The sequence below is a fragment of the Flavobacterium sp. H4147 genome (assembly GCF_029360735.1).
GTDB classification, from domain to species: domain Bacteria; phylum Bacteroidota; class Bacteroidia; order Flavobacteriales; family Flavobacteriaceae; genus Flavobacterium; species Flavobacterium endoglycinae.
This window is the reverse complement of the sequence record NZ_JARKNB010000001.1, coordinates 57093-69926: the sequence shown is the minus strand read 5'-3', so window position 1 is coordinate 69926 and position 12834 is coordinate 57093. Positions and strand designations below refer to the sequence as shown.

General features: G+C 35.2%; 13 protein-coding genes and 4 tRNA genes. All 17 read left to right on the top strand.

The window, feature by feature from the left end; genetic code table 11:
• Positions 1–146: 146 nt before the first annotated feature.
• The 17 genes from P2W75_RS00295 to rpoB all read left to right on the top strand — a co-directional run bounded on the left by P2W75_RS00295 (position 147) and on the right by rpoB (position 12789).
• Positions 147–1034, top strand: a complete 888-nt coding sequence (locus P2W75_RS00295; RefSeq protein ID WP_276378488.1) for a helix-hairpin-helix domain-containing protein — start codon at positions 147–149, stop codon at positions 1032–1034.
• Between the two features lie 14 nt (positions 1035–1048).
• The gene (locus tag P2W75_RS00290; protein ID WP_276378487.1) at positions 1049–2188 is read left to right on the top strand and encodes an acyl-CoA dehydrogenase family protein; all 1140 of its coding nucleotides are present in this window, start codon (positions 1049–1051) and stop codon (positions 2186–2188) included.
• 149 nt (positions 2189–2337) lie between these two features.
• A complete protein-coding gene (gene rpsU, locus P2W75_RS00285) occupies positions 2338–2532 on the top strand; it encodes a 30S ribosomal protein S21 (RefSeq protein WP_070905495.1) in 195 nt (64 codons plus the stop codon).
• Positions 2533–2661: 129 nt separating this feature from the next.
• Complete coding sequence (locus tag P2W75_RS00280; protein WP_276378486.1) at positions 2662–3555, top strand: tyrosine-type recombinase/integrase; 894 nt, start codon at positions 2662–2664, stop codon at positions 3553–3555.
• Positions 3556–3592: 37 nt separating this feature from the next.
• Positions 3593–3895 carry a ribosome hibernation-promoting factor, HPF/YfiA family gene (gene hpf, locus P2W75_RS00275; protein ID WP_053472330.1) on the top strand — a complete coding sequence of 101 codons (303 nt, stop codon included), beginning with the start codon at positions 3593–3595 and terminating at the stop codon, positions 3893–3895.
• A 90-nt stretch (positions 3896–3985) separates the two neighbouring features.
• Positions 3986–4059: transfer RNA gene (locus P2W75_RS00270), tRNA-Thr, on the top strand.
• A 60-nt stretch (positions 4060–4119) separates the two neighbouring features.
• Positions 4120–4200, top strand: a tRNA-Tyr gene (locus tag P2W75_RS00265).
• Between the two features lie 87 nt (positions 4201–4287).
• Positions 4288–4359 (top strand) — tRNA-Thr (locus P2W75_RS00260).
• Between the two features lie 55 nt (positions 4360–4414).
• Positions 4415–5602: an elongation factor Tu gene (gene tuf / locus P2W75_RS00255; protein ID WP_012024011.1), complete on the top strand. Its 1188-nt coding sequence runs from the start codon at positions 4415–4417 to the stop codon at positions 5600–5602.
• 55 nt (positions 5603–5657) lie between these two features.
• Positions 5658–5728, top strand: a tRNA-Trp gene (locus P2W75_RS00250).
• Positions 5729–5746: 18 nt separating this feature from the next.
• A complete protein-coding gene (gene secE / locus P2W75_RS00245) occupies positions 5747–5944 on the top strand; it encodes a preprotein translocase subunit SecE (protein ID WP_207297501.1) in 198 nt (65 codons plus the stop codon).
• A gap of 11 nt (positions 5945–5955) precedes the next feature.
• Positions 5956–6507: a transcription termination/antitermination protein NusG gene (gene nusG, locus P2W75_RS00240; protein WP_276378485.1), complete on the top strand. Its 552-nt coding sequence runs from the start codon at positions 5956–5958 to the stop codon at positions 6505–6507.
• A gap of 68 nt (positions 6508–6575) precedes the next feature.
• On the top strand, positions 6576–7013 hold the full coding sequence (gene rplK / locus P2W75_RS00235; protein ID WP_008466923.1) for a 50S ribosomal protein L11: 438 nt from the start codon (positions 6576–6578) through the stop codon (positions 7011–7013).
• 13 nt (positions 7014–7026) lie between these two features.
• Entirely contained in the window at positions 7027–7716 is a 690-nt protein-coding gene (rplA, locus tag P2W75_RS00230; RefSeq protein ID WP_008466920.1) for a 50S ribosomal protein L1, read from the top strand.
• Between the two features lie 22 nt (positions 7717–7738).
• Positions 7739–8242, top strand: coding sequence for a 50S ribosomal protein L10 (rplJ, locus tag P2W75_RS00225; protein WP_207297499.1), 504 nt, complete (start codon positions 7739–7741; stop codon positions 8240–8242).
• 96 nt (positions 8243–8338) lie between these two features.
• Positions 8339–8710, top strand: coding sequence for a 50S ribosomal protein L7/L12 (gene rplL, locus P2W75_RS00220; protein WP_207297498.1), 372 nt, complete (start codon positions 8339–8341; stop codon positions 8708–8710).
• 266 nt (positions 8711–8976) lie between these two features.
• On the top strand, positions 8977–12789 hold the full coding sequence (gene rpoB / locus P2W75_RS00215; RefSeq protein WP_207297497.1) for a DNA-directed RNA polymerase subunit beta: 3813 nt from the start codon (positions 8977–8979) through the stop codon (positions 12787–12789).
• Positions 12790–12834 lie beyond the last annotated feature (45 nt).

Here is a 12834-nt window from a genome sequence, read left to right as displayed (position 1 = left end):
TAATAGCTGAGATTCATTAAATTAATAGAGAGGGAATTACAAGATATTTAACTTTTATGGAATTACATTTTTTATTAATTTTCTTATTAAATATGTAAATTCTTACTTATTTTGCACCTTTTTAAATTTTAAAATTTTTGTTAATAATGAATTTTAAGGCGCTTAATCGGTATTTTAAGTTTACAAATAGACAGCAAACAGGTATTTTTTTGCTTTTTATCATTATAATTGTTTTACAACTAATTTATTTTTTTGCAGCCTTCAGTCATCCCGAAGTTGTTTCTGCTGAAGAAAAACAGTGGCTCTCGCTTCAAAAAGAAATTGACGATCAGAAACAAATTAAATTAGAGCAAAAACATACCATCTATAAATTTAATCCCAATTATATTTCAGATTATAAAGGATATAAGTTAGGAATGTCAGTTCAGGAAATTGATCGTCTGCTTGCCTTTCGTAAAGAAAATAAATATGTAAACTCGGCCGAAGAGTTTCAAAAAGTGACACAAGTCTCAGATTCATTATTAAAAGTCCTAACTCCTCTTTTTAAATTTCCAGACTGGAAACAAAATACCAGAGAATTTAAAACAGAAAAGAAGGAATACGAAAAGAAGCCTTCTTATAATAAAGAGAAAATCGTATTAACTGATATTAATCAAGCCAGTCAGGAAGATCTAATAAAAATATATGGTATTGGTGAAGCACTTTCCTCAAGAATATTGAAACAAAAGGAAATTTTGGGAGGTTTTGTTTCGATGGAACAGCTCGAAGATGTCTGGGGTCTTTCGCCCGAAGTTATTGCAGAATTGAATAAACATTTTAAAATTGTTATGCCTGCAAGTTTTAAAAAAATTCCCATAAATGATGCCTCTTTAAAAGAATTAGCACAGTTTCCTTATTTCAAATATGCACTGGCAAAACAAATTGTGACATATCGAAGTATGAACGGAAATTTTAATAATATTGAGGATTTGTCAAAAATTAAAGGTTTTCCTGTTGAAAAAGCAAAAATAATTAGTTTATATTTGGACTTCTAAAAAATCACTAAACAATGAATTTTGAATTTAACCAAACACAGTCTATGATTGCCCAATCTATAAAGGACTTTGCAGAAAAAAACATAAGACCTTATATAATGGAGTGGGATGAAGCTCAAATTTTTCCTGTTGACCTTTTTAAAAAACTAGGCGAAATGGGATTTATGGGAGTTTTAGTGCCTGAAGAATATGGCGGATCAGGATTGGGGTATCATGAATACATTACGATTATCGAAGAGATTTCAAAAGTCGATCCTTCAATTGGATTGTCGGTTGCTGCCCATAATTCACTTTGTACCAATCACATTCTGACTTTTGGAAATGAAGAGCAAAAAAAGAAATACCTGCCCAAATTAGCAACAGCAGAGCATATTGGAGCATGGGGATTAACTGAACATAATACAGGTTCTGATGCAGGAGGAATGAATACAACAGCAGTTAAAGATGGCGATTCATGGATTATAAACGGAGCTAAAAACTTTATTACACATGCTATTTCTGGAGATGTAGCGGTTGTCGTTGCTAGAACAGGAGAAAAAGGAGATTCTAAAGGAATGACTGCTTTTGTATTAGAAAAAGGTATGGCCGGTTTTTCGTCTGGAAAAAAAGAAAATAAACTGGGGATGAGAGCGAGCGAAACGGCAGAACTGGTTTTTGACAGCTGTCGTGTTCCTGATGCGAATAGACTAGGTGAAGTGGGACAAGGATTTGTACAAGCTATGAAAATTCTTGATGGAGGCCGAATTTCTATTGGAGCATTATCACTAGGAATTGCAAAAGGGGCTTATGAAGCGGCATTAAAGTACTCAAAAGAAAGGCATCAGTTTGGACAGCCTATTAGTAATTTCCAGGGAATTTCTTTTAAACTGGCGGATATGGCAACTGAAATTGAAGCTTCAGAATTGTTATTGCATAAAGCAGCTTATTTGAAAGAAATGCATAAGCCAGTAACTACAGCAGGTGCAATGGCAAAGATGTACGCTTCTGAAGCTTGTGTGAAAATTGCAAATGATGCGGTTCAAATTCATGGTGGTTACGGATATACCAAAGATTTTCCAGTTGAGAAATTCTATAGAGATTCTAAATTATGTACCATTGGCGAAGGAACAACCGAAATACAAAAATTAGTTATTTCCAGAAATTTATTGAAATAGTTCAGAGTTAGCTAATAAGGTATTCCCTGAAAAAATCTAGTTTCTTTTTCTATTCTTTATTTCATTAGAAAAATAATTTGCAATTTGTGACTCATAATTGATAATTAATATATACATTTGCAGCCTTAACGAAAGGAGGTGTCTATATTATGTTAATTATACCAATTAAAGACGGAGAAAATATCGATAGAGCATTAAAGCGCTATAAAAGAAAATTTGATAAAACAGGAACTGTTCGTCAATTAAGAGCACGTACTGCTTTTATTAAGCCTTCTGTTATAAAAAGAGCTCAAATTCAAAAAGCTGCTTACATCCAAACGTTGAAAGACAGTTTAGAAAGTTAATATAAGCTTTTCAAAAATAATTACCGTTAGTGGTCAAAATGTTATAATTTTGATGCTAACGGTTTTTTTTGTTTTTAAAACTTCCTAAAAAGAAGTTTTTATTACTTCTTAAATTAAAAGAACTTCCTTATGCAATCTAATAAAGACGCATTTCGTGATTATCTTCAGCTGGAGAAAAAATATTCTCCGCATACTGTTACTGCCTACTTAAATGATATAACTGTTTTTGAAGATTTTAATAAGCTGAATTTTGAACAGGAGGAAATCGATAAGGTTAATTACAGTCAGATCAGGAGTTGGATTGTTTCTTTGGTAGATCAGGGAATTTCAAATGTTTCAGTGAATAGGAAAATGGCTTCGCTTAAAGCTTTTTTTAAATTTTTGCTAAAGACTAAGCAAATTGAAGTTAATCCTATGTTGAAGCATAAAGCATTAAAAACACCTAAAAATGTTCAGATCCCATTTTCTGAAAAAGAAATAAATGATTTGATGTTTGGAGTTGATGCTGTATCTGGTTTTGAAGAAATACGAGATAAACTTATAGTAGATCTTTTCTATACAACAGGAATGAGAAGGGCGGAGTTGATACATTTAATGTTGAAAAATGTTGATTTGTCTTCAAATGTCATTAAGGTTTTAGGGAAAAGAAACAAAGAGCGAATAATTCCACTTCTGCCTATTGTTGAAGAACAGATCAGGCATTATTTGAATGAGCGGGACTTGATTGAGGACATTGTGGATTCGGATTATTTTTTTATTTCGGCAAAAGGGTTAAAATTGAGTGAATCGTTTGTGTATCGATTAATAAATTCATACTTTAGTAGGGTCTCTGAGAAGGTAAAAAAGAGTCCGCATGTGCTTCGGCATACTTTTGCGACTCATTTATTGAATAACGGGGCAGATTTAAATTCAGTTAAAGAATTATTAGGTCATTCCAGTCTGGCTTCTACTCAAGTTTATACTCATAATAGTTTAGCAGAACTTAAAAAAGTGTACTCGGATGCCCATCCTCGGAATAAATAATGATTCTTGAAATGTTTAACTTTTTAAAATTTGTATTATGAAGGTAGATGTTCATGCAGTTAACTTTACTGTCGACAGAAAATTGGTGGATTTTATTCAAGAAAGAATGGATAAGCTCGAGAAGTATTACGATCGAGTTGTTTCGGCTGATGTTTTTTTAAAAGTTGAAAGAACAAGTGATAAGGAGAATAAGGCAGTGGAGATTAAGATTAATGTTCCGGGAGATGAATTTCTGGTTAAAAAACAGTGTAAATCATTTGAGGAAGCAGTTGAGCTTTCGGCGGAATCTTTAGAACGTTTGCTGGTAAAAAGGAAAGAAAAAATAAGAGCACACATTTAATTGAAATTTTTTTTGAAAAATGTTTTGATTAAAAGATAAAATAGCTACATTTGCAGTCCGTTAGAAATAGCGGACTTTTTTAATGTATTCGCCGATGTAGCTCAGCTGGCTAGAGCAGCTGATTTGTAATCAGCAGGTCGTGGGTTCGAGTCCCTCTATCGGCTCAAAATATTTCAGATGCGATTTGAAATAGGTTCTTTAAAATATTGGAATTTTAAAAATTAGGGGAGATACTCAAGCGGCCAACGAGGGCAGACTGTAAATCTGCTGTGAGAACTTCGCAGGTTCGAATCCTGCTCTCCCCACTAAAAAAGAAGTTGAGATTAAGGGTTGTAGGTTTTTGAAAGAAAAATCTGAAATCTAAATTCAGAAATCTTAAATCAGAACTCTCTGCCGGTGTAGCTCAGGGGTAGAGTGCTTCCTTGGTAAGGAAGAGGTCTCGGGTTCAAATCCCGACATTGGCTCAAGTAAGTAGGAAATTGAAAATTAATATATAACTAAGATTAAAAATTAAGTAAAATGGCAAAGGAGAATTTTAATCGTTCCAAACCGCACTTAAACATAGGTACAATTGGACACGTAGATCACGGAAAAACTACATTAACTGCTGCAATTACAAAAGTATTGTCAGATGCTGGTTACTGTCAAGCAAAATCGTTTGATCAAATCGATAACGCTCCAGAGGAGAAAGAAAGAGGTATTACTATTAATACATCACACGTAGAGTACGAAACTGCTAACCGTCACTACGCTCACGTTGACTGTCCAGGTCACGCGGATTACGTAAAGAACATGGTTACTGGTGCTGCTCAAATGGACGGAGCTATCTTAGTAGTTGCTGCTACAGATGGTCCAATGCCACAAACTCGTGAGCATATCCTTTTAGGACGTCAGGTTGGTATTCCAAGAATCGTTGTTTTCATGAACAAAGTGGATATGGTTGATGATGCTGAGTTATTAGAGCTTGTTGAAATGGAAATTAGAGATTTATTATCTTTCTACGAATATGATGGAGATAATGGTCCTGTAGTTCAAGGTTCTGCTTTAGGAGGATTAAACAATGATCCAAACTGGGTACCTAAAATTATTGAATTAATGGAAGCTGTTGACAACTGGATCGAAGAGCCAGTACGTGACGTTGCTAAACCATTCTTGATGCCAGTTGAGGACGTATTTACAATTACAGGTCGTGGAACTGTTGCTACAGGTCGTATCGAAACTGGAGTTGCTAACACTGGAGATCCTGTTGAAATCATTGGTATGGGAGCTGAAAAATTAACTTCTACTATTACAGGAGTTGAGATGTTCCGTAAAATCCTTGACAGAGGTGAAGCTGGAGATAACGTAGGTTTATTGTTAAGAGGTATTGATAAAGCTGATATCAAAAGAGGTATGGTTATTATTAAGCCAGGTTCAGTAAAACCACACGCTAAATTCAAAGCTGAGGTTTATATCTTGAAAAAAGAAGAAGGTGGACGTCACACTCCATTCCACAATAACTACCGTCCTCAGTTCTACGTACGTACAACTGACGTAACAGGAGTTATTTCTTTACCAGCAGGTGTAGAGATGGTAATGCCAGGTGATAACTTAACTATTGAAGTTGCTTTATTAAGCCCAATCGCTATGAACGTAGGTTTACGTTTTGCTATCCGTGAAGGTGGTAGAACAGTTGGTGCTGGACAGGTTACTGAAATCGTAGAGTAATTCTATTAAAATAAATAAAAAGCCAGTGATTATTTTTTAATCACTGGCTTTAATTACGGGCGTAGTTCAAGGGTAGAATAGCGGTCTCCAAAACCGTTGATGGGGGTTCGAATCCCTCCGCCCGTGCAATAAAAAATATATCAAATGACAAAAGTTACTAATTATTTATCAGAGGCTTTCGAAGAGTTGAAGTCAAATGTTACTTGGCCTTCTTGGGCAGAAGTACAGAAATTAACAATTGTTGTTGCTGTATTTTCGGTTTTATTTGCTTTAGCAACTTGGGGAGTTGACGAATTTTTTGCAAAAGCTTTGGCTGGATTTTTTAACTGGTTAAAAGGGTAAATTTTTTTGTGATGGCAGATAATAATGTGAAAAAATGGTATGTGGTAAGAGCTGTAAGCGGCCAAGAAAACAAGGTAAAAACTTACATTGAAACGGAGATTGCCAGATTAGGTATGGAAGATTATGTTTCCCAAGTTTTAGTTCCTACTGAGAAAGTAGTTACTGTAAAAGAAGGGAAAAAACTATCTAAGGATAAAGTTTATTTTCCTGGATATGTTATGATCGAAGCAAACCTAGTTGGTGAGATACCTCATATTATTAAGTCTATTACAAGTGTAATTGGTTTCTTGGGGGAAGTTAAAGGTGGGGAGCCTGTTCCTTTGAGACTTTCGGAGGTTAATCGTATGTTAGGTAAAGTAGATGAGCTTACTGTTAATACAGATACTCGTTCTATACCATTCAGCCTTGGAGAGACTGTTAAGGTTATTGATGGACCTTTCAATGGATTTAATGGATCTGTTGAGAAAATCAATGAAGAAAAGCGTAAACTTGAAGTAATGGTTAAGATTTTCGGAAGAAAAACTCCATTAGAATTGAGTTTTATGCAAGTTGAAAAAGTATAATTTTTTGTTACACTATAATAAACCATTGTAATCGCTTCCAATTGATTACAGTGTTAAATTTTTTAAAAATGGCTAAAGAAATTAGTAAGGTAGTTAAACTACAAGTTAAGGGAGGTGCTGCGAACCCGTCGCCACCGGTTGGACCTGCTTTAGGAGCTGCTGGGGTTAATATCATGGAGTTTTGTAAGCAATTTAATGCTAGAACTCAAGATAAACCTGGCAAAATTTGTCCAGTGCAAATCACTGTGTACAAAGACAAATCATTTGATTTTGTTGTTAAGACTCCTCCAGCAGCAGTTCAGTTAATGGAAGCTGCAAAGCTAAAATCTGGTTCTGGTGAGCCTAATCGTAAAAAAGTAGCTAGCGTTACTTGGGAACAAATTAGAACTATTGCTGAAGACAAAATGCCAGACTTAAACGCTTTCACAATTGAGAAAGCTATGAGTATGGTTGCTGGAACAGCTAGATCTATGGGTATAACTGTATCAGGAGATGCTCCTTTTTAATTAAGAAAAAGAAATGGCAAAATTAACAAAAAAGCAAAAAGAGGCTGCTTCAAAAATTGAAAAGAACAAATTATACTCTTTAAAAGATGCTGCTGCATTAATTAAGGTGGTTGCTTCTGCAAAATTTGATGAGTCTGTTGATATCGCAGTTCGTTTGGGTGTTGATCCAAGAAAAGCGAATCAAATGGTTAGAGGTGTAGTTACTTTACCTCACGGAACAGGAAAAGACGTTAAAGTATTAGCATTGGTTACTCCAGATAAAGAAGCTGAAGCAAGAGAGGCTGGAGCAGATCACGTTGGTCTTGACGATTACTTACAAAAAATTAAAGACGGTTGGACAGATGTTGATGTGATCATTACTATGCCTGCTGTTATGGGTAAATTAGGTCCATTAGGTCGTATTTTAGGACCTAGAGGTTTAATGCCAAACCCTAAAACAGGTACAGTAACAATGGATGTTGCTAAAGCTGTTCAAGAAGTTAAAGCTGGTAAAATTGACTTTAAAGTTGATAAAACTGGTATCGTTCACGCTGGTATTGGTAAAGTTTCTTTCGGAGCTGAGCAAATCGTTGAGAACGCACACGAAATTATTCAAACATTAATAAAACTTAAACCAACTGCTGCTAAAGGTACATACATCAAAGGTATTCACCTTACAAGCACAATGAGTCCTGCTATTGCATTAGACCCAAAAGCAGTATAATTGGTAGTTAAAAATTTTTAGTATGACTAGAGAAGAAAAATCAATCGCGATTGAAAATTTAACTGCGCAGTTAGCTGGTACAAATATCATTTACATTTCTGATATTTCTGGTTTAAACGCAGAGACAACTTCAAGCTTACGTAGAGCTTGTTTCAAAGCAGGTATCAAATTAGAAGTTGTTAAAAATACTTTGCTTGCAAAAGCAATGGAAGCTTCTTCTAATGATTATGGTGATTTACCTACAGTTTTATCTGGTAATAGTGCTATATTCATTTCTGATGTTGCTAATGCACCTGGAAAAATTATCAAAGATTTCCGTAAGAAATCTGATAAACCAGTTTTAAAAGGAGCTTACATCAATTCTGAAGTTTACATTGGAGATAACCAATTAGATGCGTTAGCTACAATTAAATCTAAAGAAGAACTTATTGGAGAAATCATTGGATTATTACAATCTCCAGCTCAAAGAATTATTTCTGCTTTACAAAACAAATTCGCAGGTAGCGAAGAAGAAACTGAAGCATAATAATCAACGCAAGGAAGCTTGTTGCTTCCATGCTGCTTAATTAGCGCACAATAATTAAATTATATTTTTACAAATCATTTTAAACGATAGAAGAAAATGGCAGATTTGAAACAATTCGCAGAACAATTAGTTAACTTAACAGTTAAAGAAGTTAACGAATTAGCAACAATATTAAAAGACGAGTACGGAATCGAGCCTGCTGCTGCTGCTGTAGTAGTTGCTGCTGGTGGAGGAGACGGTGCTGCTGAAGAAGCACAAACTGAATTTACAGTTGTATTAAAAGATGCAGGAGCTTCTAAATTAGCTGTTGTAAAATTAGTTAAAGAATTAACTGGTTTAGGTCTTAAAGAAGCTAAAGACGTAGTTGACGGTGCTCCAAGTAACGTTAAAGAAGGAGTTTCTAAAGAAGAAGCTGAAGGTCTTAAAAAATCATTAGAAGAAGCTGGAGCTGTAGTTGAGCTTAAATAATTCAACTCGGTTTTAAGAACTAGGTTTAGGTCCTGAGTTAACACTCAAAGGCCTAAACCATTTTTCGTATAATAAAATACATTAAATTTTATTATCAAATAGTTTAAAATACGAAAAAGTTTTTGATCAATACGAAGACAAAAAATGAATCCGATTTTATTGGTTTATTTTTAAAGATGTATTGGTTTTAAAAAGAAAGTATAAACTAAGCAGTGTGTTTTTACACAAAACAAATTACTTTTTTTTAATCAAAATTTTGTCCATTGATGATAACAAATCAGACTGAAAGATTGAATTTTGCCTCTACAAAAAATATTCCTGACTATCCAGACTTCTTGGATGTTCAGGTTAAATCTTTTAAAGATTTCTTCCAATTAGAAACGAAATCTGACGAAAGAGGCAACGAAGGGTTATACAACACCTTCATGGAAAACTTTCCAATTACAGATACGAGAAATAACTTCGTATTGGAGTTCCTAGATTATTTTGTTGACCCACCACGTTATACAATTCAAGAATGTATAGAGAGAGGTCTTACTTATAGTGTGCCATTAAAAGCTAGGTTAAAACTATATTGTACAGATCCAGAACACGAAGATTTTGAAACAATTGTACAAGATGTTTATCTTGGAACAATCCCTTATATGACTCCAAGCGGTACCTTTGTAATCAATGGTGCTGAGCGTGTAGTAGTATCTCAATTACACCGTTCTCCAGGAGTTTTCTTTGGACAGTCATTCCACGCAAATGGAACTAAACTATATTCTGCAAGAGTTATTCCTTTTAAAGGATCTTGGATAGAATTCTCTACTGATATCAACAGCGTAATGTACGCCTATATCGATAGAAAGAAAAAATTACCTGTAACAACTTTATTCCGTGCTATTGGATTCGAAAGAGATAAAGATATCTTGGAGATTTTCGACTTAGCGGAAGAAATTAAAGTATCTAAAACAGGAATTAAAAAATATATTGGAAGAAGACTTGCTGCACGTGTTTTGAACACATGGCACGAGGATTTCGTAGATGAGGATACTGGAGAGGTAGTTTCTATCGAACGTAACGAAATCATCCTTGATCGTGATACGATTATCGATAAAGATAATGTTGAAGAGATCATTGATTCTAACGTTAAATCTATTTTGTTACACAAAGAGGATAATAACCAAGCAGATTATGCTATTATCCACAATACATTACAAAAAGATCCAACCAACTCTGAAAAAGAAGCTGTAGAGCACATTTACCGTCAGTTGCGTAACGCTGAACCGCCTGATGAGGAAACTGCTCGTGGTATTATTGATAAATTATTCTTCTCTGACCAACGTTATAACTTAGGTGAAGTAGGTCGTTACAGAATGAATAAAAAATTAGATTTAGATATCCCTATGGATAAGCAAGTGCTTACTAAAGAAGATATCATAACAATCGTAAAATATTTGATCGAATTAATTAACTCTAAAGCAGAGATTGATGATATTGATCACTTATCAAACCGTCGTGTAAGAACAGTTGGTGAACAATTGTCTCAACAATTCGGTGTTGGTTTAGCACGTATGGCTAGAACTATTCGTGAGAGAATGAACGTTAGAGATAACGAGGTGTTTACACCAATTGATTTGATTAATGCTAAAACATTATCATCAGTTATCAACTCTTTCTTTGGTACTAACCAGTTGTCTCAATTTATGGATCAAACGAATCCATTAGCTGAGATTACACACAAAAGAAGACTTTCTGCACTTGGGCCAGGTGGACTTTCTAGAGAAAGAGCTGGTTTCGAGGTTCGTGACGTTCACTATACCCACTATGGTCGTTTATGTCCGATTGAAACTCCTGAGGGACCAAATATTGGTTTGATTTCATCTCTTGGGGTTTATGCTAAAGTAAACGGAATGGGATTTATCGAAACTCCATACCGTAAAGTAACAGATGGTGTTGTTGATTTAGAAAGTGCACCAATTTACTTAAGTGCTGAAGAAGAAGAAGGAAAAATGATTGCTCAGGCAAACATTGAAATGGATGATAATGGTAAAATTACTGCAGGTAATGTTATTGCTCGTGAAGAGGGTGACTTTCCAGTTGTTGAACCAAGTTCAGTACATTATACAGACGTTGCTCCTAACCAGATCGCTTCGATTTCTGCATCTTTGATTCCTTTCTTGGAGCATGATGATGCGAACCGTGCGTTGATGGGATCGAACATGATGCGTCAGGCAGTTCCTTTGATCCGTCCTGAAGCACCAATTGTAGGTACAGGTTTAGAGCGTCAGGTAGCTTCAGATTCTAGAGTATTGATCAATGCTGAAGGGCATGGAACTGTAGAATATGTTGATGCTAACATCATTACTATTAAATACGATCGTACAGAAGACGAGAGAATGGTAAGTTTTGATGCTGATGAAAAAACGTATAACTTAATTAAATTTAGAAAAACCAATCAAGGTACAAGTATCAACTTGAAGCCTATCGTAAGAAAAGGTGATAGAGTTGTTCCTGGACAAGTATTATCAGAAGGATATGCTACTCAAAATGGAGAATTAGCTTTAGGTAGAAACTTAAAAGTTGCGTTCATGCCATGGAAAGGGTATAACTTCGAGGATGCGATTGTAATTTCTGAAAAAGTAGTTCGCGATGATATCTTTACATCTATCCACGTTGATGATTATTCATTAGAGGTTAGAGATACTAAGTTAGGAAATGAAGAGTTAACAAACGATATTCCTAACGTTTCTGAAGAAGCTACTAAAGATTTAGATGAAAACGGTATGATCAGAATTGGAGCAGAGGTTAAGCCTGGCGACATTTTGATCGGAAAAATTACACCAAAAGGAGAATCAGATCCAACTCCAGAGGAGAAATTGCTTCGCGCGATCTTCGGGGATAAAGCTGGTGACGTAAAAGATGCTTCATTAAAAGCTTCTCCATCTTTACATGGTGTAGTTCTTGACAAAAAATTATTTGCAAGAGCCGTAAAAGATAAACGTAAACGTACTCAAGATAAAGATGCTTTAGGCGCTTTAGAAATGGAGTTTGAAACTAAATTTGTTGAATTAAAAGACAGATTGGTTGAAAAATTATTCTTGATCGTTAACGGAAAAACATCTCAAGGTGTAATGAACGATTTGGGTGAAGAAGTTTTACCAAAAGGTAAAAAATATACTCAGAAAATGCTTTACGCAGTAGAAGATTTTGCTCACCTAAGCAAAGGTCAATGGGTTGCCGATGACGCTACTAATAAAATGGTTAATGATTTGATTCATAACTATAAAATTAAGCTGAACGACTTACAAGGATCTTTAAGAAGAGAGAAATTCACTATTACAGTTGGAGATGAATTACCATCTGGAATCTTGAAATTAGCTAAGATTTATATTGCTAAGAAACGTAAATTGAAAGTAGGGGATAAAATGGCGGGTCGTCACGGTAACAAAGGTATTGTTGCGAGAATCGTTCGTCATGAAGATATGCCTTTCCTTGAAGATGGAACACCAGTTGATATCGTGTTGAACCCACTTGGGGTACCATCACGTATGAACATCGGTCAGATTTATGAGACTGTATTAGGTTGGGCTGGTATGAACTTGGGTAGAAAATTTGCTACTCCAATTTTTGACGGTGCTTCTCTAGACGAGATCAATGCTTTGACTGATGAGGCTGGAGTACCACGTTTCGGACATACTTATCTATATGATGGTGGTACTGGAGAGCGTTTTGCACAAAAAGCGACTGTGGGTGTAATTTACATGCTTAAATTAGGACACATGGTTGATGATAAGATGCACGCACGTTCTATCGGACCATACTCATTGATTACGCAACAGCCACTTGGAGGTAAAGCTCAATTTGGAGGTCAGCGTTTTGGAGAGATGGAGGTTTGGGCACTTGAGGCTTATGGAGCTTCTAGTACACTACGTGAGATCTTAACTGTTAAGTCTGACGACGTTATTGGTAGAGCTAAAACTTACGAAGCTATCGTTAAGGGTGAAACTATGCCAGAACCAGGTTTACCAGAGTCATTCAATGTATTAATGCACGAATTGAAAGGTCTAGGATTAGATCTTCGTTTGGAAGAATAATAAAAGTTTTTAGTCGCAGTTTCAGTATTCAGTGTAACGCTGAAA